21 protein-coding genes are annotated in these 25226 nt (G+C 46.5%); 8 read left to right on the plus strand and 13 right to left on the minus strand.

The window, feature by feature from the left end:
• The first annotated feature begins 185 nt into the window (after nucleotides 1-185).
• The 6 genes from JG770_RS00955 (at nucleotide 186) to JG770_RS00980 (ending at nucleotide 6139) form a co-directional block, all read left to right on the plus strand.
• Nucleotides 186-1877 (plus strand): ABC transporter substrate-binding protein, encoded by a 1692-nt coding sequence (locus JG770_RS00955; protein WP_291954005.1) that lies wholly within the window; start codon nucleotides 186-188, stop codon nucleotides 1875-1877.
• Between the two features lie 118 nt (nucleotides 1878-1995).
• Nucleotides 1996-2961 carry an ABC transporter permease gene (locus JG770_RS00960; RefSeq protein WP_291954008.1) on the plus strand — a complete coding sequence of 322 codons (966 nt, stop codon included), beginning with the start codon at nucleotides 1996-1998 and terminating at the stop codon, nucleotides 2959-2961.
• Between the two features lie 4 nt (nucleotides 2962-2965).
• Entirely contained in the window at nucleotides 2966-3880 is a 915-nt protein-coding gene (locus JG770_RS00965) for an ABC transporter permease (RefSeq protein WP_291954011.1), read from the plus strand.
• Nucleotides 3881-3893: 13 nt separating this feature from the next.
• Nucleotides 3894-4916: an ABC transporter ATP-binding protein gene (locus tag JG770_RS00970; protein ID WP_291954013.1), complete on the plus strand. Its 1023-nt coding sequence runs from the start codon at nucleotides 3894-3896 to the stop codon at nucleotides 4914-4916.
• Nucleotides 4913-5875 carry an oligopeptide/dipeptide ABC transporter ATP-binding protein gene (locus tag JG770_RS00975; RefSeq protein ID WP_291954015.1) on the plus strand — a complete coding sequence of 321 codons (963 nt, stop codon included), beginning with the start codon at nucleotides 4913-4915 and terminating at the stop codon, nucleotides 5873-5875. Before JG770_RS00970 ends, JG770_RS00975 begins: the two co-directional genes overlap by 4 nt.
• A gap of 84 nt (nucleotides 5876-5959) precedes the next feature.
• Complete coding sequence (locus tag JG770_RS00980; RefSeq protein ID WP_291954017.1) at nucleotides 5960-6139, plus strand: 4Fe-4S binding protein; 180 nt, start codon at nucleotides 5960-5962, stop codon at nucleotides 6137-6139.
• Nucleotides 6140-6210: 71 nt separating this feature from the next.
• On the opposite strand, the gene fetB is transcribed toward JG770_RS00980, so the two are convergent.
• Entirely contained in the window at nucleotides 6211-6993 is a 783-nt protein-coding gene (gene fetB, locus JG770_RS00985; protein WP_363320869.1) for an iron export ABC transporter permease subunit FetB, read from the minus strand.
• Entirely contained in the window at nucleotides 6993-7643 is a 651-nt protein-coding gene (locus JG770_RS00990; protein ID WP_291954023.1) for an ATP-binding cassette domain-containing protein, read from the minus strand. Before JG770_RS00990 ends, fetB begins: the two co-directional genes overlap by 1 nt.
• Before the next feature lie 597 nt (nucleotides 7644-8240).
• On the opposite strand from JG770_RS00990, the gene JG770_RS00995 reads away from it, so the two are divergent.
• Entirely contained in the window at nucleotides 8241-8405 is a 165-nt protein-coding gene (locus tag JG770_RS00995) for a hypothetical protein (protein WP_291954026.1), read from the plus strand.
• A gap of 28 nt (nucleotides 8406-8433) precedes the next feature.
• Here the strand turns inward: JG770_RS00995 and JG770_RS01000 are convergent, their stop codons facing one another.
• The 11 genes from JG770_RS01000 to JG770_RS01050 all read right to left on the minus strand — a co-directional run bounded on the left by JG770_RS01000 (nucleotide 8434) and on the right by JG770_RS01050 (nucleotide 23795).
• The gene (locus JG770_RS01000; protein ID WP_291954028.1) at nucleotides 8434-9141 is read right to left on the minus strand and encodes a TIGR01906 family membrane protein; all 708 of its coding nucleotides are present in this window, start codon (nucleotides 9139-9141) and stop codon (nucleotides 8434-8436) included.
• 74 nt (nucleotides 9142-9215) lie between these two features.
• Nucleotides 9216-12059, minus strand: a complete 2844-nt coding sequence (locus JG770_RS01005; protein ID WP_291954031.1) for a VWA domain-containing protein — start codon at nucleotides 12057-12059, stop codon at nucleotides 9216-9218.
• Nucleotides 12049-13863: a BatA and WFA domain-containing protein gene (locus tag JG770_RS01010; protein WP_291954034.1), complete on the minus strand. Its 1815-nt coding sequence runs from the start codon at nucleotides 13861-13863 to the stop codon at nucleotides 12049-12051. Before JG770_RS01010 ends, JG770_RS01005 begins: the two co-directional genes overlap by 11 nt.
• Nucleotides 13860-14741: a DUF58 domain-containing protein gene (locus tag JG770_RS01015; protein WP_291954036.1), complete on the minus strand. Its 882-nt coding sequence runs from the start codon at nucleotides 14739-14741 to the stop codon at nucleotides 13860-13862. Before JG770_RS01015 ends, JG770_RS01010 begins: the two co-directional genes overlap by 4 nt.
• A gap of 11 nt (nucleotides 14742-14752) precedes the next feature.
• A complete protein-coding gene (locus tag JG770_RS01020) occupies nucleotides 14753-15742 on the minus strand; it encodes a MoxR family ATPase (RefSeq protein WP_291954038.1) in 990 nt (329 codons plus the stop codon).
• Nucleotides 15743-15753: 11 nt separating this feature from the next.
• Nucleotides 15754-17403, minus strand: coding sequence for a hypothetical protein (locus JG770_RS01025; RefSeq protein WP_291954041.1), 1650 nt, complete (start codon nucleotides 17401-17403; stop codon nucleotides 15754-15756).
• A 10-nt stretch (nucleotides 17404-17413) separates the two neighbouring features.
• A complete protein-coding gene (locus tag JG770_RS01030; RefSeq protein WP_291954043.1) occupies nucleotides 17414-18364 on the minus strand; it encodes an ABC transporter permease subunit in 951 nt (316 codons plus the stop codon).
• Entirely contained in the window at nucleotides 18348-19277 is a 930-nt protein-coding gene (locus JG770_RS01035) for an ABC transporter ATP-binding protein (protein ID WP_291954044.1), read from the minus strand. The genes JG770_RS01030 and JG770_RS01035 overlap by 17 nt, the downstream gene beginning before the upstream one ends.
• On the minus strand, nucleotides 19277-21841 hold the full coding sequence (locus tag JG770_RS01040) for a hypothetical protein (protein ID WP_291954048.1): 2565 nt from the start codon (nucleotides 21839-21841) through the stop codon (nucleotides 19277-19279). The genes JG770_RS01035 and JG770_RS01040 overlap by 1 nt, the downstream gene beginning before the upstream one ends.
• A 233-nt stretch (nucleotides 21842-22074) precedes the next feature.
• On the minus strand, nucleotides 22075-22551 hold the full coding sequence (locus tag JG770_RS01045) for a ribonuclease H-like YkuK family protein (RefSeq protein WP_291954052.1): 477 nt from the start codon (nucleotides 22549-22551) through the stop codon (nucleotides 22075-22077).
• 416 nt (nucleotides 22552-22967) lie between these two features.
• Nucleotides 22968-23795, minus strand: coding sequence for a RodZ domain-containing protein (locus JG770_RS01050; RefSeq protein WP_291954054.1), 828 nt, complete (start codon nucleotides 23793-23795; stop codon nucleotides 22968-22970).
• A 184-nt stretch (nucleotides 23796-23979) separates the two neighbouring features.
• Here JG770_RS01050 and JG770_RS01055 point away from each other — a divergent pair, with 184 nt between their 5' ends.
• Nucleotides 23980-25179, plus strand: coding sequence for an aspartate aminotransferase family protein (locus tag JG770_RS01055; RefSeq protein ID WP_363320868.1), 1200 nt, complete (start codon nucleotides 23980-23982; stop codon nucleotides 25177-25179).
• Nucleotides 25180-25226: the final 47 nt, after the last annotated feature.

Raw genomic sequence — 25226 nt, forward strand, 5'->3', positions numbered from 1 at the left:
AAATAGTTGAATAACAGCTCATACCATGATATAATATCATCCATAAGATGAAGGGAAGCACATTTGCTTATGCATAATGAGTAGTATTATGCATAAGTATGTAAATTAATTGCATATTATGCAGTAACATGCAATTAATCATGCATGCCTTCATAAATTAATAAAAAGTTTCGAGGAGGAGAAACATGAAGAGAACTATAAAAACACTAGCTCTAGCATTGGCAGCTATCATGCTGCTGAGCGTGCTGTTGGTGGGTTGCAGCGATACCGAAAGCCAGAATCCCGACCAACAACAAGACAATGCTGTGGATGATTCCGCATCAGAGCCAACTTATGAGGAGTTGGTAGCCAAGCTGCCCACCTTAAAATTCCTGGTAGATGATAGCGATGTGGCACAACGCGATGCTCAGGCATTCCAGGAGATGTGGAAACGTAACCTTGGCATAAATGTCGAGATAGAATCCACCACGTTTCAGAATCGCCGCGAACGCATGCAGAGTCGCGACTATCAGATCGTTTACGCCGGATGGGGCCCTGATTACAATGATCCCATGACATTCATGGATCTGTGGATTACCGGTTCCGGATTAAATGAAGCTGATTACAGCAATCCCCAATACGATGAGCTTATTGAAAAAGCCAAAAATAGCGCCGACAATAACGAACGCATGGACGCAATGTTGGAGGCCGAAAAGATACTTATGGAGGATATGCCCATCGGTCCTATATACTTCCGCTACAGAGATTATGTCAAAAAGCCTGAGGTAAAGGATGAGGTAAGGCGTTATATAGGTCCCGACCTCGACCTTTACTGGACATCTGTCGACGGCAAGGACACCATAAATTTAAATCTTGGAACCGAACCGCCGCAAATGGATCCACAATTGACCGACGATACTATATCTATGCAGGTAATAAACGGCGTGTTCGAAGGTCTAACGCGTATGGATAAAGACGGCAAAGCCATGCCTGCTATGGCCGAAAAGTGGGATGTATCGCCCGATGGCATGAAATGGACGTTCCATTTAAGAGACGCAAAATGGAGCAATGGCGATCCCGTAACTGCACAGGATTTTGAATACGCATGGAAACGCGCGCTCAATCCCGAAACAGGCGCTGGATATGCTTATATAATGTATCCTATTAAAAACGCCGAAGCCTATAATACAGGGAAAATAACCGATCCAAACGAGGTCGGCGTCAAGGCATTGGATGCGAAGACTCTTGAGGTAACCTTGGAATTACCTACTCCCTATTTCGATACGCTTACCTCTTTTGCGACGTATATGCCGCTAAATCAAAAATTCTATGAGAGCGTAAAGGATAAGTATGGCTCCGAACCTGAAAACCTGATATATAACGGACCTTGGACAATAAGCGAATGGACACATGAATCCAAAATGGTGTTGAAAAAGAATCCTGGTTACTGGAATGCAAACGCCATAAAGCTCAACACTATAAATTACGTCATGATCAATGACAATACCACAGGTGTGAATATGTTCATTTCAGGACAATTGGATATGGTTGGCCTAAGGGGCGATCAGAGGGATCAGTTGAAGAACGAGGGCTATGAGTTGCTGCATTTCTCCGACGGTTCTTCGTGGTATCTGCAATTTAATACCAAGGATCCCATAATGCAAAACGCTAAGATACGCAAGGCTTTAACCTACGCGCTGGATAGAAATCTATATGTCAAAAACGTGCTTATGAATGATTCCAAGCCGGCTCTCGGTTATGTGCCCGATGTAATGCCGGGTAAAGGCGGACCTGGTACCTTCCGAAAGGAGAATGGCGACCTGATAAAGGATAACAATCAGGAGGAAGCAAAGCAGCTTCTGATAGAAGGCATAAAAGAGCTCGGTTTAGATAAATAAGAAATCAGTTCTCAACAGAAGGTATATGCACAGATTATGCATATACCTTCTGTTATGTAAAATATCGTCTAGCACATTATGCTAGTATAGTTAAAATTCAGTTAGGAGGTGTAAGTGTGTGACACGTTATATATTAAAACGTTTGGGCTATTCGCTTATAACATTATGGGTCATAGTAACATTGACTTTTATATTGATGCACTTATTGCCCGGCAAGCCTTTTACCGGAGCAAAACCCATACCGCCGGCTATAGAAGAAAATCTGAACCGTCGCTACGGGCTGGATCAACCGTTATATATACAATATGGCAAATATATAGGCAATCTGTTAAAGGGCGATCTTGGGATGTCCATGTTCCAACAAAATCGCTCGGTAAACAGCATAATAGCAGAAGGATTTCCTGTTTCCGCTTCTTTGGGCATAAGAGCCCTGATATTTGCATTAACGGCAGGATTGCTGCTCGGCGTCATAGCATCTATAAATCACGGTAAGACATGGGACTATTTTACCATGTTCGTGGCAGTATTGGGTGTATCAGTACCAAGCTTTATAATAGGCGGTATAATACAATATATATTCGGTGTAAAAGGCGGTATAATACCTTATATATTCGGTGTAAAACCGTTTATAAAACTGCCTGTAGCCGGGTGGGACGGTTTTAAATATACTATAATGCCCTCTTTTGCTTTGGGCTTAGGCACGCTGGCTGTCATGGCCAGAATGATGCGCACCAGCATGTTGGACGTGCTCAATCAGGATTATATAAAAACGGCTAAAGCAAAAGGGCTTCCCAGAAAGACTATAATATGGCGCCATGCCATACGGAACGCTATACTGCCGGTGGTAACCATACTCGGTCCATTGGTAGCCAGCATAACCACAGGTACTTTTGTAGTAGAAAACATATTCGGCATACCTGGCCTCGGCAAACATTTTGTGAATAGCGTTAACCAAAATGATTATACGTTGATAATGGGACTTACGCTTTTTTATGCAATACTTTTAATAGGCATGAATTTTATAGTCGATATAGCATATGGATTCGTTGATCCGAGAATACGCCTGATTAGGGAGAAGGAGTGAGAGGATGGCCATAGAACCGAACTTATTTGATCGTGTAGGTACTGATATAGAAAAAAGCCAGCGTATCGTTCGCCCAAGCTTGACCTATTGGCAGGATGCGTGGCGTCGCCTTAAGATGAATAAAATGGCCATGGTCAGCTTGATAGTGCTCGGCATAATAGTCACAATGGCCGTTATAGGCCCGCATTTGCGCCCATTCTCGTTCTCTGACCAGGACCTTTATGCGGTATTCTCGCCGCCTAATGCCGAGCATTGGTTTGGTACGGACAGCTTAGGCCGCGACCTGTTTGTCAGAGTGTGGATGGGGGCGCGTGTATCGCTGCGCATAGGCATAGCCGCAGCCTTATTAGATATCCTAATCGGAATGCTTTATGGAGGTATATCTGGTTATATAGGCGGACAAACCGATAATATAATGATGCGTATAGTGGATATACTCTATGCCATACCATACATGATAATCGTAATATTGCTTATGATCGTCATGGAACCGGGCGAATTAACGCTCATTATAGCTATGTCTATAACCGGATGGGTAGGAACGGCGCGCTTGGTACGCGGGCAAGTATTGCAGCTTAAAGAACAGGAATTCGTACTAGCCGCTAGAGCTTTGGGGGCCAGTCCATGGCGTATAATAACCCGCCATATGTTTCCCAATATCCTCGGCATCATGATAGTCCAGATGACGATGGACATACCGGCGGCTATTTTCAGCGAAGCCTTTTTAAGCTATATAGGGCTTGGTATAAAGCTACCAAACGCCAGCTGGGGCAGCTTGGCCAGCGATGGAATACGCCAGGTCGTCAGCCGACCGTGGCTGTTGATATTCCCCGCTTTATTCATAAGCTTAACCATGTTGGCATTCAATCTTCTTGGCGATGGATTAAGGGATGCTTTAGACCCCAAAATGCGCAGTTAAGAGAGGTGAAGATATGACACAACATTTACTTGATATAAAAGACCTGCGCGTTTCATTCTATACCTATGCCGGTGAGGTACAAGCCGTTCGCGGCGTGAGCTTCTATGTGGATAAAGGGGAAACCCTCGCTATAGTCGGCGAATCCGGGTGTGGTAAAAGCGTAACAGTCCAAACTGTAATGGGTCTTATTCCATCTCCTCCGGGCAGGATAAAGAGCGGAAGTATACTATTCGACAATAGGGATATAACGGCTCTCAATGATAAACAGATGGAAAGTATAAGGGGTTCGGAGATAGGGATGATATTCCAAGACCCTATGACGTCGCTAAACCCCACCATGACTATAGGACGACAGATAGCTGAGGGGCTTATAAAACATCAGCATATGTCTAAAGACCAAGCGCTGCAACGCGCTATAGATATGCTAAAAACAGTGCAAATACCTAATGCTGACAATAGGGTTAATAATTATCCTCATCAATTCAGCGGCGGTATGAGGCAGCGTGCCATGATAGCCATAGCTCTGGCATGTAATCCAAAGCTACTGATTGCCGACGAACCCACCACAGCTCTGGATGTTACTATACAAGCTCAGATCATCGATCTTATGAAGGATCTGCAGCGCGAAACCGGCACAGCCATAATATTGATAACTCACGATCTCGGTATAGTAGCCGATATAGCTCAGCGCGTAATGGTCATGTACGCCGGAGAAGCTGTAGAATCGGGCAATTTAAGGGACATATTTTACGAGCCACGCCACCCCTATACTTGGGGATTGTTGCAATCTGTGCCTCGTTTGGACAGCGATGAAAAAAAGCCGCTGGTACCTATAAACGGTACTCCACCAGACCTATTGGCGCCGCCTCCCGGCTGTGCTTTCGCCGATCGTTGTCAGTATGCCATGCGCATATGCAAACAACAGTCGCCTGAGGCTATGCAAATAAGCGGAGACCATTATGCACGCTGCTGGCTGCTGCATCCCGAAGCTCCGAAAGTAGAGCGACCGGTAACGCTGGGAGGTGTGAGATCTTGAAAGAGCAACAACATTTGCTGGAAGTAAAACACCTTAAAAAATATTTCAGCGCTGGCCATAATACACGGCTTAAGGCTGTAGACGATGTATCGTTTTATATAGACAAGGGCGAAACTTTCGGTCTGGTAGGCGAATCGGGTTGCGGTAAATCCACTACCGGCCGTACCATAGCCCGCCTGTATGAACCCACTGATGGTGAAATATGGTTTGATGGGCGGGATGTCGTGCATTTGAGCGGTAATGCCGCCAAGCAGTATACGAAACTTGTCCAGATGATATTCCAAGACCCTTACGCTTCTTTGAATCCAAGGATGACCGTAGGAGACATAATAGCGGAGGGCATAGATATACACGGGCTTTATAGCGGCAAACGCAGGCAGGAACGCATATATGAATTGCTGGAGATGGTGGGTCTGAACGAAGAACATGCCAGTCGTTTTCCGCATGAATTCAGCGGCGGCCAGCGCCAGCGCATAGGCATAGCAAGGGCTTTGGCCATAGAACCCCAATTCATTATATGCGACGAGCCCATATCGGCTTTGGATGTATCGATACAGGCACAGATCGTCAATCTGCTCGAGCAACTTCAGCATGAGCTTGGGCTCACTTATCTATTTATAGCCCATGATCTGAGCATGGTGAAACACATAAGCAACCGCGTGGCCGTTATGTATCTGGGATCTATAGTGGAGACAGCTCCCAGCTCGGAGCTTTATAAAAATCCGCTGCATCCTTATACGCAAGCGTTGATGTCGGCTATACCTATACCTGATCCCGATATCGAAGCATCGCGACAGCGTATATTGCTGGAAGGCGATGTACCCAGCCCCATCAATACGCCGCCTGGGTGTAAGTTTTGCGGCCGTTGCCCGAAGGCCATGCCTATCTGCGCCGAAAAGGCGCCTTTATTAGAAGATAAAGGCAGCGGCCATAGCGTAGCCTGCTATTTATATAAATAAATTCATCCTTGCATTGAGCTTAAAAATACGATATAATGGCGGCAATGATAAAAAATAAACAATATACAAGGGAGGAATTTTATAATGGCTTATTTCATAGAACCTGAAGATTGTATAGCTTGCGGTGCATGTGAACCGGAATGCCCTGAGGGCGCTATTCATGAAACAGATGATGGCATATATGCTATCGATCCGGATAAATGCACCGAGGATGCTATTTGCGTGGATGTATGCCCGGTAGACTGCATTCATCTTGCTGAATAAAACAAATCCTGTATATTAACAATAGCGATAAGCGAGATACTGCTTATCGCTATTGTTTTAACTTCTAATTATCAATCGTCTACTAATTGTGCTCTCTCGTTAAAAAATGCTCTATAGCTCCATATAACGAACAAAATGACACTTAATGACACGCTGCCTAATATGCCCAGCATTATAGCTATCTGATATTCTATAGCTGTCAGAGGCGATGTGCCGGACAATATTTGGCCGGTCATCATACCGGGCAGAAACACTATACCCATCCCCATCATCTGATTGACAGTGGGCAGTATAGCTGTTTCGAAGGCACTATCTCCTATTTGTTTGGCTGCCATTTTAGGCGTTGCTCCCAGCATTAACGCCATTTCTATCTGCTCTTTTCTAGTGCGCATACCATCCAGCACACGATCGGTGCCAAGCGTTATGCCCGTCATGGAATTGCCTATTATCATGCCGCCCAGCGGTATAAAATACTGCGGATTGTACCAAGGTTTTACGCGCACGACCCCTAAAACGAAAAACAATAGGCTTCCCATAGTGCCTAATACCAGTGAAACCGCTATTATCTTTCTAAGACGTGTATTTAACTTAACCTTTATGCGTTGATACGCATTATACACCGCGAATATTTCCATAACCGCAAGCGCTGCAAAAGTATATATGGGGCTGGCATGCTCAAATATGTAAGCCAGTATATACCCTACAGCTATAAGTTGAACGGTCATGCGTACAGCCGATATAAGGATTTCTTTCTCACGCCCTATACGTCGGCTCCACACTATCCATACAACTATCAGCACGAATATATAAGCTGATAGCATTTGCCATATGCCAAGATCAATTATGCCGTTCATCATATCGCACCTTCTTTCTTCTCCATATCGCTTATACGCCCCTTATCTACAGTAACTATAACATCACCGTATCGTTGGGCCACCGACTTGCTATGTGTAACCATAACCACTATCTTAGCGGCATCCTTAGCATAAGTTACAATATTGTTCACCACCAAATGTTCAGTACCTTCATCCAGTGCCGATGACGGTTCGTCCAGCAGCAATACTTCTGGTTCCAATACCAATATTCTGGCCAGACATAAACGCTGTTTTTCTCCGCCGGAAAATTTATCCGTATCCTCATCCAAGGCTTTATTTAAATGCACCAAATCCATCCAGCGTTTCAACACGTCGTCGTTTACCATAGGCTTTTCGGAAAACATTAATCCTATTGTAAGATTATAGCGAACGTTTCCGGGAAACACTACAGGGGTTTGCGGCGCCATGACCACCTGCCGCCTTAAAATTATAGGGTTCATACTTTCTATATCCACGCCTTTGTAAAGTATCTGCCCGCTATCCGGGCTTATAAGGTTATTCAAATGCCGCAGCAATGTGGTTTTACCGCTGCCGCTTTCGCCCACTATACAAGTAATTTTTTTATCGGGAATATCAAGATACTCTATATCCAAAATATTTTTATATTTCAAGCCTCTGATTTCAAACACCGTATCTCCTCCTCCATATCCGCATCATAACGGCAATATCTACCATGACTCCCGACGGCCTTAGCCTTTTAGCATGTTTCCTTCGCATAACAACATTACCACCCTATTTGAATATGCTATAATAGTAGCACGTTATAACAGCATATGCAACTGAAATCATATTCCGCCTCCGTACCCTATCTCTCATTATCGATTCGTCTATTTTTTATAGAATTTTGATAATTTTATATTTTTCTATCCTTATCTTGCGCTGAATAAGTACATATACGCCTTATTATAGACGTATATTTCACAATTTAACCGCTGATATGGCACTTTCAATATCTGCCTGTTCTGCTCAGACGCTTATACAATAAGATGAGCGATGGCATAAATCCGAAATATGCCAAGCCCGATCCGCTCTATACAATGCTATTTTTATAACAACATTATTGTATCAATATATTGTGAATAATTCATCAAGCGTTCCTTCATGCTGTAATACCCTATTGACTTTTAAATAGCGCATTATATAATATAATTAGTCTTTGTAAAAAGAATATTTACATCAATTATGCAGGATTTAGATTACAAAAATTCATTTTGGAGGTGATTTGGATGTGGTGGATTATAACAATTTTAGCCGTCATAGCTATAGTAGCAATAGTACAGTACGAGTATAAGAGGATAGAACCAAAATACTCGGATAAGATGATAGAAAAAGAAAATGAAATTGAGAAGATATATGATAATATATATTCTGGCAAAAAACGCATGGCATAAATTCGGATAAAAGTTCCCAAGGTCTCCTCTACCGTTGATTCTTGGGAACTTTTTTGTTCCTATACACAATCAATGCCATTGATGCCGCAAGTATAATAGCCATAGTACCAAAAGCATATATCAATATACGGAAGGCCGCATCGGCGAAAAATCCCTCGTTGAATATGTTTATGAGCATATCAGTGGATGGATCCAGTTGCCAAAGGTCGTTATTAAAAAAAGTCAAATGGAAGTATACAAACCAGCGGTCAAAATCAGTAGCCAAAAGCAGCGCCACAGTAGCGCCCAGCGCCAGAGAAACACCGGACGCCCACGCTAAAGCCCTAGCGATACCATCTATGCCCTTTCTGTTTCCCCACAAACCTATGGCCGCTATGGAAATGGCACTTAATATTACAGCCCATAGACGCAAAGCAAATCCACCTTCAAACAGGCCGCGCACATCATCCATGTGCATCAATTCCTTATCATTGAACAACGGTCTTTCCCGCCCGTTTACCACTACTTGCATATTTAATTCGTCTTTTTCCATGCTGAGGTAGTCTATAAAAGCCTGCACGACTTTGCCCAGCTGATCACGATCCATACCGGTGGCTTCCGCTCTGTTGTATTTCTCAAATTCTTCCATGAAAAAATCCTCGTTAAACGCCACGAGCTGTACTGACGTGAGCACTATAGCTATAGGCAATGCTACTACCAATATAACAGTAAAAATTATAGATATCGCTTTATTCAAGCTTCCACGTCCTCTCTGTCGATTTATCCGCATACATATACACTATTATAGCACGATTATGATGCATACTCACGTTACAGCCTTCTTTTCCTGTGCGTACGCCTCGCATCCATAAGCCGAGAAGCTATGTCCGAAGGTTGGTCGTTCTTTTGTTCATCCGTACGCGAGGGTTTGCCAGTCGTTTGCTTGTCTGCTGCCGGCTGTTTATCGGCCATCTGTGCGCCCACCGCCTGTTCCGGCCACTCATCAAGTGGCCTGACTTCGTCAGCCGCCGACACGAGCGGTGATACAGAGTCAATATCGCTATGCGCCTGCTTAGCCGACCGCTCATCGGCTTTAACGGCACGGCGCTGTTTATGGTACTTGGGCAACCTGGCCATCAGCGCGGCCCACAACGCCTCTATCTTAAGGCGCCGCAGCGCTATATCCAATACGAACAACAGCAGGGCCAACGGCAAAAGATAGGGAGAGAGCTCAGTTTGCTTCCATACCGGCTCGACATCATCGGCAAACACCTGCTTTGGATCGTCTATGATCCTGCCGCCGGTCTGATCTACCACCTGTTCCAATAGCCTTTTTGAGCTCTTATACCGTATATCATATTCCGGCGAATAGGTGACGGCAAGCCCGCTGTCAACGGCGTTTATAATCTTATCGCCTTCTTGCTGCTGTACCCTAATCAGATAAACACCAGGCTCATTCACATCAAAGCTGCCGCTATATTGCCCCGGACGGCTGACCTGCAGCTCTATATCCTGCTGCTTGCCGTCGGGAGCTATGACGACGGCATCGGATTGCGTCGTTTCATCGGTTGTCAACGTCAATTGCCCTTTATCGCCTTCGCGTTCCGCTTGTATCATTCCCTCGGACTGTTCATCCGACGGCAATATGCTCGATACCGCATTGAGCCAGAATTGAGCGCCTTTATCCCATGTCAGCCAATCCTGCGTCCATGCGCCGCGAAGATCGCTGGTCCACGCCACCACATTGCCCAACCCATACTGCCACTGCGCCAATATGGGATCAGAGCGGTCACTGGATAACACCACATTGGCCAATGATTTAGGGCTGGTAGCCGTATAACCGTGAAGCGGAGGAAAGCCTTTTTCAAAGCCGGATATAATAGGCGAATAACCGGTTACAAGCGGGTAAAAGGTACGATTCTGCAGGTAGCTCTGCGTAGCCAGATACGTTTCTTTTGTAAGTATCTTAGGTATATTGCTGAATTCATCAGTATAATAATAGCGGCCGTTGCCGATCTCGGCGAGGCGCGACAGCAAGTTTCTATCAGCATCCATGCCAACAGCCACCGATGAGAGCGTGATACCATCATCGGCTATCTGATCGGCTATGGCTTCAAAATTGCCGGTTGCCGACTGACCGTCGGTCATCACTATTATATGCTTCAACTTAGTGTCAGCCCCTTTGAGCGCTTTATAGGCCAAGTCCAATGCGGGGTACATATTGGTACCCCCGCCGGGCCTTATGGTGCCTATGCTATCCTGTATTTGCTTCAAATCATCGGCTTGCTGCATATTTACCACCCACGAGGCGGCGTCATCGAAACTTATCACGCCTATGGAATCAGAGGAACGCAGCGCTTCGGTCGAGCGTATGGCAGCCTCTTTGGCCAGTTCCAGCTTGGTTATGCCGTACTGCCCGTCGGTCATGCTGCCCGATTTATCGATGATCAACACTAACCCCAGCGACGGCATATCGGCTTTTTGAGATAGATCTGTATCCACCGGCAGCATTTTCTCCAGCGGTGTATCCATATACCCACCGAAGGCATAGCTGTTATCACCGCCGGTAACCAACATCCCCCTGCCCAGCACCTTGACAAACGAATCTATGGCCGGCATCTTTTGCTCTCCGATGTCATCGAATGATACGTCGCATAATATGAGCCCCTGAAACTTTCGCAGCTCCTCCAGATCAGACGGCAACGTTTGAGGCGTATACACTACCGTTTTAATATCGGCCGCCTCCAATATCTTCATGAGCTCGCGGCTTTCACCCTCCTGGCCTTCTACCACCGCCACTACGGGAGCTCCTTTTATATCCACATAAGCCGCCATCTGATTGTTTTGAAGTACGCCATCCCTGTCTACCTCAAGATTAGCCTCATATGTCTTTATACCGCTGGCATCGGCTTTATCCTTGAATACAAACCTATTTTCGCCTTTTTGTATCTGCACGTCCTGCTGCCCTATGAGCTGGCGATTGGCATACAGCCTCAAAGTAGCCGAAACATTGATCGTGCTGTCTATGACCACACGTATATCATAGCTTTCACCCTCATAAAGTTTCGGCGGTATATCCAGCGATGTTATCTGTACCTCCTGATCGGGCATGCTGTCGAAGAAAACACCGTCTACGCGCACGCCCTGCTGCGCCAGCGCCCTGGCGCGTTTTACGGCATCGCCGGTATTTTGATTGCCATCGGTCATAAGCACTATACGCTTTCCGGTATCGCCCGGCATTATGGCGCCAGCCATCTGAAGAGCGCTGTCAATATCGGTATAATGGACATTGGGTATGGTCTCCCATTGCCTGAAATCCATATCCTGAGCTATGGGTTGCTCCACAAAAGCATTCTTCCCAAATGCTATTATGCCGGTTTGAAATCCTTCGGGCTTGAGTTCCAGCGATTGCTTTATAAAGTCAGCCATGGCATCCTTGTCCGCCGCCATGCTGGCCGAAAGGTCGGCCACGAATACCACGGCCGTTTCATCGCTGCGCACCTTGAAACTAAAACCGGCCAAGGACAGTATTATGAGCAGCGCAACGGCTATGCGTATAATCGTCGCATATCTGTCTTTTCTTGTGCGGCGGCCGTGCCTGGACGACCATATTATAAAAGCTGTAACGGGTATGGTCAGCAATAATAGCCACGGGTTTATGAAATCAATAGCCACGTTGGTAAACCTGCCATTCTATAAGTACTATCGATAAAGCAATCCATGCCAGATAAGGCCACAGCTCGGTACGCGATGCAGGTTTTGCATCGGTTTGTCGAGACGGCGCTTGGGCATAGGATTTGCCCTGCGCAGTCAGGTCGGACTCTTGCTCCACAGGTATGGCCACTGTAAAATAGCCTTTAGCCGAACCGTCGCTCCAGCGCTGTTCGACGGTATACACGCCCACCTCGTCGGTATTAGCGAAAGGCGCTATCGGGAAAGGCGGCATCAATGCAGCGGTCGTTCCCGACGGCGCAATAACGTCCACATACTCGGCCTGCGGCAATGGGTTTATATCGACATCCATGCCGGCATAAATCTGCACATCGCTGTTCACCACCGGCGGTAACATCCATGCCAATATATTCTGCATGAGAATGGGAAAATCCACTTTAAGCGGTATATCGCTATCGTGAATATCAAACGGAAATACGGCTATACGCCTGGTATCCTGTTGGCCTATCAACATAAGCGGGTTGGTCTCGTCGCCGAATAACACATCGACCCATGGCGGCGTTTCTATATGAACGGCTTTGGCTATATGGAATCCCTCGGGCCGGACATATTGCATAATATCGGCATAAGCCGACATATCACGGGCTTTGATATTTCCCGGCTTATAAGTCTCTCCTATTTTAAACAAATCATTTTCACCCTTGGGATTGAATATAATCATATTGCCGTCTTTGGGCGTCTCTGCCGGCATATAGCCGTCGAATATATACAACCGGTAACCTCTCATATCGTCCGCCTCATCATACGTGGTTTTTAACACGTCTATATCGTTGCGCAGGCTCAGGGCCTTCTCCAAAAAAACATTGCGCTGGGTCACCAACAGCACCTTAGCTTTGTCAGCAGCGCGTATGGTAACCCACCCGGCGTTGTCGACCATAAGGTCGTCTTCATTCAATATCCGTATCTCTATAATACCAGCGTTATCCGGTATATCATCCCAGTAAACATCGGCGGTCTTGCCGGATGGTATATTGACCTCCTTCACGTCTATGGTCTTGCCGTCAGCCAGACATTCCACCGATAAAGCGGCGTCATCGCTGAAATTGATTATCTTAGACAATACCGCGATGCCATCATCGGATGCGGTATAACTAACGCCGGTCACCGCCCTATTGACCGGATCGCCGCATATGACCACCGACTGGTACGCCTTATCGTCAAAGCCATAAGGCTTATCGCTGTATATGTAAATGCGTGCGTTCGCGCGCTCCTTTGCCATAGCCTGGGCCAACGACACGGCATCGTCCATGTTATCGGCAGCATTGACCGGTTTTAAGCTGTTGAGCGCTTCTTTTAGCGCCGCTCTGTCCGACGACCAATTGGCCGCTATGCGGGCCTTGCTATCAACGGCTACGATGCTCATATGCTCCTGAGGCAACAAACCGTCTATCAGCTTATTTATCTCGTCCTTGGCCTTGTCGAAGCGGCTGGGTTTGACATCAACGGCCTGCATGCTGGCCGAGACATCCAGTATGATCACATAATCGTAACCCTGAGCCTCCGATGCCAGGTAAGGCCTTGCTATCATAAGCGTTATAACGGCCGCGGCCAAAAGCTGGAGCAACAGCAGCAAATTCCTCTTGAGGCGTTGCCACGGCTGGCTGGCCTGCACATCTTTCAATGCCATCCTCCAGAGAAACGTGCTGGATACCTCTACATCCTCATGTTGCTGCTTGAGCAGGTATAGCAGTATTATAGCCGGTATGGACAGGCCGAATAACAAGCCCCACGGGTTGATAAAGTTCATCGCACAACCCCCGTCGCAAAAAGGCTGTCGAATATCACTCTATCCACCCCCACCGCGCTGCTGACTGGAATATAATGCACGCCGCGCTCATAACAAAACCGGCGGTTATCGGAGAGAAAATCATCCAGCGCCTTTTTATAGGCCGACAACACGTCTTGTTTTATGGTTATATCGCGGTATTCATAGCCTTCTATATCCAGCAGCCGCACGCTGTCCTGCCATGGCGGCTCCATCTCCTGCGGTGCCATTATATGGATTATGGTCGTATCCTGCTTTTTATATTGCAGGTATTTTATGCCCTCTTTATAGCCGTCTTCGGAAAAAAGATCGGTCAATATAATAGATATACCGCTCCTGGAACCCAGCCCTTCGTATGACTTTATAGCGCCTGACAGGCCGGTTTTGCCGTTAAAATCGATACCGTCTATAAATTTGAGCGCGCGCCAAAAGGATTGCTTGCCCGAAAGGATCGGCATACTGATTTGCACCCTCTGATTTAACGCCGCCACCGCCGTTCTATCGAAATTAGACAAGGCTATATATACGAGCGCCGCGGCTATCTGCTTTGCGAAAAATCCCTTGTTGGGCTCTCCCCAGTCCATGGATTTGCTACAGTCGAGAAAGACGGTAACGACAGTCTCCCTCTCCTCGGTAAAAAGCTTGAGGAAAAGCCTCTCGAAACGCGCATAAGCGTTCCAGTCGATGTGCCGGAAATCATCACCGGGCACATATTCCTTGAAATCGGAGAATTCCACCGAGCTGCCTTTGGCATGCGATTTGCGGTTGCCTCCGGCATCGCCTTTGACCATCATGCGCGTCGATAGCGACAAACGTTCCAGCTTGTTCAAAAAATCCTGCTCCAAAAGCGTCTGAGCCACTTCATCATCCCCTATTCGGCCAAAGCATCTATTATTTCATCTATAATGCCATCAGACGTGCGGCCTTCGGCCAACCCTTCGAAATTCAGAAATATCCTGTGGCGCAGCGCAGGATATGCGGCATATTTTATATCATCGAATGATACGTTATAACGCCCCTCCATAAGCGCACGGACTTTGGCAGCCGATATTATGGCCTGCGCTCCGCGAGGGCTGGAGCCATAGCGCACATAGCGCCTCGCAACATCCGGCGCTCCATCTATTTCAGGGTGAGTGGCCAGCACCAGCCTCAAAGCATAATCCTGTACACCCCTTGCTATAGGCACATGTCTGGCTATCTCCCTCAACTGCAGTATGGCGTCGCCGTCGACTGCTTTATGCGCCACGACATCGTCGCCGGCAGTGGTCAGTTCTATGATGGCGTGCAATTCTTCAAGGGATGGAAAGTCCACCAACAATTTAAAGAAGAAACGATCCAATTGCGCTTCGGGCAAGGGATAAGTACCCTCCTGCTCCAATGGATTCTGCGTAGCCAATACAAAATAAGGCTCGGGCAGACCGCGGGTTTGCCCCGCCACCGTCACGCTGTGCTCCTGCATAGCCTCGAGCAGCGCGCTTTGCGTCTTGGGCGTCGCGCGGTTTATCTCGTCGGCCAGCACTATATTGGCAAATATGGGGCCGGGCTGAAAGCTGAACCTGTTGTTGCCCTGCTCGTCCTTCATGATGATATTGGTGCCGGTTATATCGGCCGGCATAAGGTCGGGCGTAAATTGTATGCGGTTAAAGCTCAGATCCAGCACGTGTCCCAACGTTTTGACCAATCTGGTTTTGCCCAGGCCAGGTACGCCTTCAAGCAAGACGTTACCGCCGGCTATAACAGCCATGAGCACCTGGCGTATTATCTCACGTTGGCCTATGATTTCTTTGGCTATCTCGCCTTCTATGGATTTCACTTTATCGGCGAAAGATTCGATCATCTCAGCATTTATCTCATCCATCATATACTCCTTTCTCATTCTACCAGCGAGCTAAAATATTGCCTGACGGTCTCGCGCATATTCGGCGGTATAGCGCTGCGCTCCATGCTCTCCATCGCCTGGCTCTGATAATCGCCGAACACCTCATTATATGGTATAAAGCCATCGAAGCTGCCTAGGCCGTTGCCCACATCAGTTTGCTGGCTGTCGCCGCTATCCGACGGCTTATCGGTTATATGGCTTGTTTCTCCGCCATCACCCAATCGTGTCGGGTCATATATGCGCTCATATTCGGCATAGGAATCGGGATCGCCTTCCGGCTTGTTCGTGCTGCCACTTGAGCCGCTGCTATTGCTATTCCCCGCATCCTGGTTTGTATGGCCGCTGCCGATACCGCTGCCAGATCCATTGCTATCGCCGGAACCGCTGCCATCGCTCGGACTGTTGCCGCTGCCAGAACCGCTGCCGCTGCCCGAATTCCTATCGGATCCGTCCTGTCCTTCCGAGCCGCTGTTTTGAGAACCTGTGCCGCCCGACGAGGCCACCTGCATACCCCCTTGACCCGCTGCCTGGGCTATCTGCCCCTTCATCTGTTGGAGCGCATACTGCATATCGGCCGGCTCGCCCGATACGCCTTGCGCCATCTGCATGAGCTGCTCCTGCAATCCGTCCAGCGCGGCCGAAGACAGGCTCGTGCCGGCGGCCATATCTGACGCCATAGCATCGGCGGCAGCCTGCAGCCCTTCTTTCAACTGCGGGTCGCTCGCGGCAGCGGCAGCATCGGCCAGCGCCTTTTGCAACTCGGCCGCGGTTTCTTTGTCCAATCCCTGCCGCAGCATGTCCTTAAGCCTCTCCATTTCCGATTCGATGGCTTCGGCGTCCTGACCTTCCACGGCATTGGCCAGCGCTTTGGTGATATCGCTCTTATCCAGACTCCGGGCGATGGAAGCCATTTGAGTCAATCTCGTCTGCTCCAGCATTTTCTCCAGCGCCTCTTCGGTCTTGGATATGTCCTTCATAGCCTCTTTGTAATCGGATTGATCTTTGAGATCCCGTTTTAATTCCTCCAACAGCTTGGTTATATCCTGTTTCTGCTCATCGCTTATCTCGGCCTCACGCGTCAATTCATCCTCCGCTTTGTCTATATCGGCCAAGCCTTTATCGATAGCCTCCTGCACCCTCAATCTCTCGCGTATGACATCATCTTGCGGATTGGGTATAAACGAAAGGACGATTAAAATCGCAGCCATAGCAGCACTGGCATATAACCAGCGTTTCGGTATAACCCATACAGGTATCGATCCGTAGTCGAACGACTTCAAGCGCTTGAGCGTGTCCCGTCGCTGAAGCACGGCAAAAGCATCATTCCTGCCGCTCATCTCGTAAGATGTGATGACGCGCTGCTGTAAGCCGCGGTCATCGATCTCATAAGCCACTTTGGTCAAAGATGGCCTGAATACCATGCCCAGTACCATAAACAGTGCTAAAACGGCCGCGGCACCGAGCAATATATACAAATCCAATCCCATTATAGGGTAAAAAAACGATGCGATAATCCATGCGATGGCATATATGAGCGCTGCTAATGTGCCCAGAAAAACATAATTTATGAAATGCCTGAGCAATATCCTTTTGCGCACCGGCAGCATAGCCCTGTAAATAGCGCCGTTAATAGCCGTTTTCATATCGGCCACCTCAATTCACACCCGTACCAGCACTATGGCGTTTTGATGAATGTATAGTCCGCACCGGTTTTATAACCCATGCGCTTATAAGCAGCAAAACAACCGATATGACCGATATAATAACCAAATTGGTACCCCATATACCCAGTTTTTGAGCCATCCACGACAGGCTGCCTGTCATCGCAACATTGGCATTATACATAGCAGACGATATTCCTAATATGGGCAGCCCCATACCTCCGGTATTCCCCGACTGTTGCCCCAGCAGGTCGGATAAACCGACAGCCGGGTTTAAGTAAAATGGAAACGGTATGTACACACTGCTGAAATTTGGATTTCTGCCTAAAAACTCCGACATCATATACGTACCGAGCAATAAAGTGATTATACCAAGGGCAAATATAACGATATATGCCACCACTGTAGCCGTCGATGTCTTTTTAAATAGTACCGAACAAAATATGCCTATACTGCCAACTGCGAAAGCCGTTATAAGATAAAATGCAAAGAGTGTGACGATATCCATCGGCGCTATGCCCCCGAATAAGAATACCAGGCTGAAAAGCGGTATCGATGCTATGGTTAGAAGCAGCACAAAGCTCATAGACGACAACATCTTACCTAAAACTATGGAAAGGGAGGACAACGGTGTGCACAGCAACAGATCCAGCGTCTGTTTCTCGCGTTCGCCGCTTATAGCGCCCGCCGTCTGTGCCGGTATAAGTATTATTATAAGCATAAATTGTATAAACGCTAAAATCATGTATAACTGTAACCCGAGGTTGCTACTGATATTCACACCTCCATAGCGCGACATGGTCCGCACACTGGCCGTTAAAAACAGATAGGCTATGGCCAGCATAATAGCCAGATAACCCACCACCATAAGCACCGTACGCCAGCTTCTCATGCGTATTTTCAATTCGCTGGCCAGCACCGGATTGCTAAACCATCTCTTCATCCTGCGTCACCTCCATAAATACCTTCTCCAGGTTGCCGTCAGTTTTGCTAAATGATATTACAGGCACATCATTGACCACAAGTGTTTTTAAAAGCGGCCAAAGGTCTTCGTCCTTGCCTTTATATCCAATCTCCAGCACATCATCTTCCTGAAATATATTACTGACCATCGGCTGTTCTTTGAGTATATTTATAGCCCTGTCCATATCGTCCAGCAACTTTATTCTGACCGTTAGCCTGCCCGATATTGTTTCCATTATATTCCTTACATCGCCGCTCACCACCAGCCTGCCATGCTCTATAATGCCTATGCTATCGCACATCTCGGACAACTCAGACAGTATATGGGAGCTTACCAATACGGTCTTGCCCATATTCTTGAGCTCCTTGAGTATATTCTTAAGTTCCACACGCGCTCGCGGATCCATGCCCGACGCCGGCTCATCGAGTATCAGCAATTCAGGATCGTGCATAAGGCTGCGCGCAAGGCAAAGACGCTGTTTCATGCCGCGCGACAACGAATCCACGTAAGTATCTCGCTTATTAGCTAACCCCACAAGGTCGAGCAACCCCTCTGCGGTTTTTTGCCTTTCTTTATAAGGAATGCCATATGAAGCGCCATAAAAGTCCAAATACTCGATAGCTTTCAGATTATCGTATACTCCAAAGAAATCCGGCATGTAACCCACCTTGCGGCGTACTTTTATAGGTTCCTCCACCACATCGAATCCCGCAACCCTAACACTGCCCGACGTAGGTGCCAGCAAGGTGGCAGCTATCCTCATGGTAGTGGTCTTACCCGCCCCATTCGGGCCTACAAATCCAAATACATGTCCGCGCTCCACGGTCATATTAAGATGATCGACGGCTACAAATTTACCGTAACGCTTGACAAGATCCTCGACGACAAGCATCAGCGTTTCCTCCCTTCCATGGCTATGGCAGGCACCTGTATTTCCATACCAACAGCATTTACAGCTATCTCTATAACTCCATCGTCGTTTATAAAACGATCAACCGCATCGCCTTCTATATCTATAGAGCCCGATGATGTTGAACTGATGGATAAGCCTTTGCCAGATTCCACGTAGTCTTTTTTATCGTTATCGTATACAAACAGTTTAATAGCCGAACCCTGTGCCTTGTTTATTATCGGTACGTCTATATGGACTTTATCTATATCGGCATCCGCGAAGCCTCCCATATCAAACCCAAATATCGCCATTCCACGTTCTATGAATACAGTCATATTAATACCTTCACCATTTATCGCAAGGCTGCCAGATTTGCGATAATCGATATATGGATTTATAACCCCGGGTGGCAGGTTTACTATCCCGTTCCTTTCAAAATTCACATCAAACCCACCCGTTATCACATTCGTATGATAAGCGGTAGCTGGTATTTGACCGTTAACCTTTATATCATCGGTTATTTTTTGGTCTATAAATGCAAATACCTTGAGAAATCCATCGTCGGGTGAAACGCTCGCACTCACAGAAGTTTGAGATGAAACTGACATGCCCGGGCCTATCGCTACTGTATATGGTGCACTAAGTCCTGGCATAGCGATATTCTCCATGATGCTCCTCCTGGCCATCATTTCTCTTTGTCTGTCCGTAAGGTCTGTGGGGTTTCCATTGCCATTCGGATTCGGATATAATTCGTCCAGTATGCTGTAAATTATATTTTGGTTGTATGAAATATAAACCGGTATCTGAATAGATACATCCTTTGTTTCACCTGACGCCATATTGCCCATTATCTGATAGGCATAGGGCGTATAGATGGCCATATCCTCTACCGGATAAGGCAGGGTATTTGTTATAGTCCCCGATATCTTACCATCTCGGTAATAAAGATCGGTCTTAAATCCGCCAAATTGAGGTATTACCTCTTTCATGGAAAATGTCTTCATAATCCATACGCTGGCGTTATACATCTCAATATAAGCCGGATCACCCTGCACGGATTTAGCCTGCACTATGCGCGCCGTCTCACTGGTTTGCGAATTGGAAAGCCGCGCATATGGATCATTATATGGATCAAAGTTATCGTTACCGTTTATTGCTAATAACACATCCTTCCCGGTGCTTATGGTGTAATCGCCTTTGCGCGGCATGAATACGCCGATATAGTTATCGACATTGGCTGCATTCCCATCGTCTTTTATGTTTATAACCGATATGGTGTTGGTTATGACGTCGTCGCCTTTAACCGTATACCCGGCGGCATATATACCGCCGGAAAATGCCAATACCAGCAAAGGTATGGTAAACCACATCCATTCACGCTTATCAAAACGCTTTAACACGAAATAATTTATAGGCCCGACTACGGCAAGATATATCAACAACAGTATTATCAATCCGTTTATAGACGGAATATCCATAGCCTTTATATTCTGAAGCGCTTGAAGAATGCTCCAGTACTCATTTTGTTTGATCGATGTCCGCAGATCCGGGCTGCGCATATACATTGCCCTTTGCACATCGAGTTGCTTTGCAAGAATATTATCCCATAATGCTTGGTTGCCCGCCCAACCGGTTATGGGCTCAAGGCCTAAATCGAAAGCCGATATGAAGATATAACCGTCCCCTTTGCGATGCTTTGCAATAATGCAATTATCCCCCTCATTAACCACTTCATCGGCTTTGTCCGCCTCTATTTCCATCAATTGAAACGGCGCATCGCTGTGGTTTTTCACGCCCGAGACAGTGTCCAGAACCGGTATTTCAGCTACGCTCACTATTTTACCTGACCTTAACGGGATAACTTTATCGGTCAATCCGCTCATTACCTTTTGACCGTTCGGGCCGGTGCCTACTATCAACAGCCCGCCGCTATCTATCCACACGTTCAATGCATCGATCTGCTTTTGCGATAACGCGCCGGTATCAAAATTGTTTATGATAAGCGCAGTGAAATTGTCGAGTACTTCTTTGCGATCAGGAAAGCTTTCGGCGTTTAAGTGAATGGTTTCATGATATGTAAACAACCCATCGTTGCCCGGTTTCTGCCACCAGTAATTTAAGGCATCTTTATCATCGGTTAATACGCCCATAAGATACTGATTATAGTTCATGGGATAAAGGTTCTTTACCTCTATCTGCTTTATAGCTTTATCTTGCTGCATAAGACGAACCTGCATATTGCGCTGAACGGTGGAAAATTGCATATAGAGCGTGATACGCTTTTTTGAGCCTTGCGGTATTACGGCTTTGGTGGAAAACACCACAGCCGTACCGTCCTGCTGAATGGCCTCTGCCTCAAGCCAGCCGTCGATATCCGGCCCTTTATTCTCTATATCCACCACCACCGGCGTCCATTGCTGCATATTGAAATGGCTATCGAAGCCAACTTCAACTTCCATGGTCACATCATCGTTATCGGCAAATACCATAAGCGGTAATGCCAAGAGCGCTGAAATGATCATTGCAATAGCTATCAGGAAAGTAAAACAGCCCCTTTTGCTCATAAAATATCCTCCCAGCAATTTTTATTCAATTATTAAGACGTATCATAGATGAAAAAGGTTTTTCTTCCAGTATAAAACCGAAATATGCCTCTGCCAGTCATTATATCATGCTGTATATCAGAATTGGTTACAAAAGTTTTACATTTGTGTTAAGCAATTTAAAGCATAAAAGGACAAGCATACGCCTTTAAGCATATACCTTGCCCTTTTAAGTCCACTTATATCAAGCAGCGTTACATGGCTTTTGTATAACGATCGGCCACGCTGCTGGCTCCTACCGAATCGGGTTTTATTTGAGCGCACATCCCGCACCCGGTTATCATGCTGACCACCTCTTTTATGATTTCGCGCGTTTTACCGTTTTTACCCACGTCCAAATGTATCTCCACATTCAGGCTGCCTAAACCACGAGCATCGAGCATCTCCATTATAAGATTGGCCACCTCGAGGCTGTAATTGGCCTCCATAAATATGCGCTGCTTGAATGAAGGTACGCGAGCTTGATAAAATCTTCTGTAAAAGTAGCGCCCGCCCTTACCCTCTCGGTATATTATTATAGCGGTAACAAAGCACACGTCTGCATGGACCTGTGAATCGGTTCCTATCATCAACCTATAGTCGCTTTCCTCGTCGGATATCACATATTCCATGATATCATCGCACAAAGCATCTAAATCCATCCTGCCCTTGGTCGGGCTTATGAAATTCACCTGTCGCATCATCTTCTTCTATTTTAGAATTTCTTTATTATTTTATCACTTATTCTCATAAAAATCATTAAGAAAATGTTAAATCTGCGATTTACAATTTGGTTAGGCTCGGTAACTGATTAGTCTCCGGCTCATATGTTTCGGATGCACACTAGAAGTCAGTCATCTGATATCAGAGGTCAGAACCTGTGCTAATAAGATACACACCGGAATTAGCCAAGCAATTTCTTGGCCGGTTCTGTCATTTCGCTTCCAATAAGGTATACTAACGACTTCGGTCTTTCTTATCCGACATCCGACTTCTGATCTCCGACCTCCAATGAGCATCCTTTCACAAAATCGCCTTGAGACTAATCGTTACCTTCGCCTACCTACTTATTGCATTCTAAATTGCAAATTGCAATGTTAAATATACATTATCTCTGTATGGTAAACTCATAGGGATTTTTACTATCTATATGAGGAAGCGCTTGATCTTCGACTTTTACATCGACACCGAGCGGAAATCCCAGTCTTACGGTCAGCTTATTGGCCGCATCCGCCGTATGAGTTTGTCCGGCTTCCAATGTACCTTCCCATATCCTTTTACCATCAGCCGTTATTCTGATCCAGCATCGACCAGTAGCCGATATGGTAACGCTGAATTGCTCTTTATCGGTAACTATGGTATAAACGGCGCTGTCGGGCTTTTGCTCCAACAACGTCAACTGCGCTTGTGGAGGTTGTTCGGGTTCAGGCTCGGGCTGCGGTTCCGGTTGAGGCGCAGGTTCGGATTCGGGTTGAGACTCAGACGTTTGATCTTCCACCGGTAGCTGCGATGCATCAGGGCTCTGACCGGTATCTGGCTGCCATACAAATACAAAATAAAAAATTACGGTAATGGCAACTATTCCAATCAAAGCAACTAGCCACCAACCAGTACCACCAGAATCAGATGTATTTTCCAACAATGTGGTATCAGTCTTACTGTCCAAATGCCGTTCTTCGTAGTCAGTACTATTATCAGCACGTTCCCTCGATAACCGATCGAACTGCCTTATAAGATAATCTCCATCCACCCCTACTGCCTCGGCGTAGCTCCTTATATAGCCTTTAGCATATACTGCACCTGGCAACAGATCCCATTGGCCTTCTTCTATGGCCTTCAAGTATCTAGGCATTATTTTGGTGACCTCGTGCACGTCCTGTATGGTCATATTTTTATTTATTCGAGCCTGTTTTAAGATTTCTCCGATTTCATCCATTATTTATTCCAGGTCGAAACTCAATCGCATGCGATCGGAAACGCCTTCCCTCCTTCCAAGCTTATATTTAGATTTTAATACATTTCTACAATATTTTCAAATATATTTAAACGACAATTTTTATTTGCATAATTATTCATTATGATGTATAATTATACGAAAATAGATGTGGGGTGAAGTAACTGTGGATTTAAGCGAAATAATTGCTGCGGATAAACGTTATTATATGAATACATTTGGCGAGAGGGTACCGGTAGCTTTTGACCACGGAAAAGGTTGTATATTATACGATAAAAACGGCAAAGCATACATCGATTTTGTGGCCGGTATAGCCGTTAATGCCTTGGGATATTCACATCCTGCCTTGCTTGCCGCCATAACCGAACAGGCAAATAAACTTATACATTGTTCCAATCTTTATTATATAGAGAATCAGGCAAAGCTGGCTCAGATACTTGCCGAAAATACATGTGGCGACAGAATATTTTTTGGTAATAGCGGCGCCGAAGCCAACGAAGGGGCTATAAAGCTGGCTCGAAAGTATTTCTACAATAAAGGGCAGCAGCGCTATGAAATAATAACGGCCAAAGCGTCGTTCCATGGCCGCACACTGGCTACACTGGCAGCCACCGGACAGGATAAATATCATAAGCCGTTTAAACCGATGCCCGTTGGGTTTATAAATATACCGTTTAATGACTTGGAGGCCGTTGAATCGGCTATATCGCCTGCGACAGCCGCCATCATGGTAGAACCCATACAAGGCGAGGGTGGCGTATTTGTGGCCGATAACAGCTATATGAAAGGCCTGCGCAAGCTATGCGACGAGCATGGTTTATTGCTTATATTCGATGAGATTCAGACCGGTCTTGGCCGCACCGGCAAATTCTTTGCTTATAAACATTACGGCATAGAACCTGATATATTTACATCTGCCAAAGCGCTGGGCGGTGGTATACCGCTGGGTGCTGTAATGGCTAAAAAGCACGTGGCGGCGGCTTTTGAACCCGGCGATCACGGTTCCACTTTTGGCGGAGGGCCTTTAGCATGTGCGGCCGGCATGGCGGTAGTGCAAACCATACTGGATGAACAGCTGAGCGACTATGCTGCTCAAACAGGCCAATACTTCTTCGATTGTTTGAAACAATTACAAGCCGAATACGATTTCATAACCGATGTGCGCGGCAAAGGCCTTATGCTGGGCATGGAGCTTGACCAAAGCATAAACGGCAAGGATATCGTTAAAGCCGCATTTTGCAACGGTTTCCTTATAAATTGCGCCGCCCATAACACGCTGCGCTTTATACCACCGCTGATAATTACAAAAAATGAAATTGACATGTTGATAGAAATGTTAGATAATATTTTGAAGGCATATTTATAAGGGCTACGACAGCCCTTTATTTTTGAGCCCAGGAAGGAGCGATATCG

The organism is Mahella sp. (assembly GCF_020054945.1).
Taxonomy (GTDB): Bacteria; Bacillota; Clostridia; order Mahellales; family Mahellaceae; genus Mahella.

What these genes read in the sequence shown, in the direction of transcription:
- JG770_RS01035 (WP_291954044.1), bottom strand. Translation starts at nt 19,277, where the DNA reads ATGCTTGTCGTCGAGGATCTTGTCAAGCGTTACGGTAAATTTGTAGCC.
- JG770_RS00970 (WP_291954013.1), top strand. Translation starts at nt 3,894, where the DNA reads ATGACACAACATTTACTTGATATAAAAGACCTGCGCGTTTCATTCTAT.
- JG770_RS01040 (WP_291954048.1), bottom strand. Translation starts at nt 21,841, where the DNA reads ATGAGCAAAAGGGGCTGTTTTACTTTCCTGATAGCTATTGCAATGATC.
- JG770_RS00965 (WP_291954011.1), top strand. Translation starts at nt 2,966, where the DNA reads ATGGCCATAGAACCGAACTTATTTGATCGTGTAGGTACTGATATAGAA.
- fetB (WP_363320869.1), bottom strand. Translation starts at nt 6,993, where the DNA reads ATGAACGGCATAATTGATCTTGGCATATGGCAAATGCTATCAGCTTAT.
- JG770_RS01020 (WP_291954038.1), bottom strand. Translation starts at nt 15,742, where the DNA reads ATGATGGATGAGATAAATGCTGAGATGATCGAATCTTTCGCCGATAAA.
- JG770_RS00955 (WP_291954005.1), top strand. Translation starts at nt 186, where the DNA reads ATGAAGAGAACTATAAAAACACTAGCTCTAGCATTGGCAGCTATCATG.
- JG770_RS01010 (WP_291954034.1), bottom strand. Translation starts at nt 13,863, where the DNA reads ATGAACTTTATCAACCCGTGGGGCTTGTTATTCGGCCTGTCCATACCG.
- JG770_RS01050 (WP_291954054.1), bottom strand. Translation starts at nt 23,795, where the DNA reads ATGGATGAAATCGGAGAAATCTTAAAACAGGCTCGAATAAATAAAAAT.
- JG770_RS01025 (WP_291954041.1), bottom strand. Translation starts at nt 17,403, where the DNA reads ATGAAAACGGCTATTAACGGCGCTATTTACAGGGCTATGCTGCCGGTG.
- JG770_RS00995 (WP_291954026.1), top strand. Translation starts at nt 8,241, where the DNA reads ATGTGGTGGATTATAACAATTTTAGCCGTCATAGCTATAGTAGCAATA.
- JG770_RS01030 (WP_291954043.1), bottom strand. Translation starts at nt 18,364, where the DNA reads ATGAAGAGATGGTTTAGCAATCCGGTGCTGGCCAGCGAATTGAAAATA.
- JG770_RS00980 (WP_291954017.1), top strand. Translation starts at nt 5,960, where the DNA reads ATGGCTTATTTCATAGAACCTGAAGATTGTATAGCTTGCGGTGCATGT.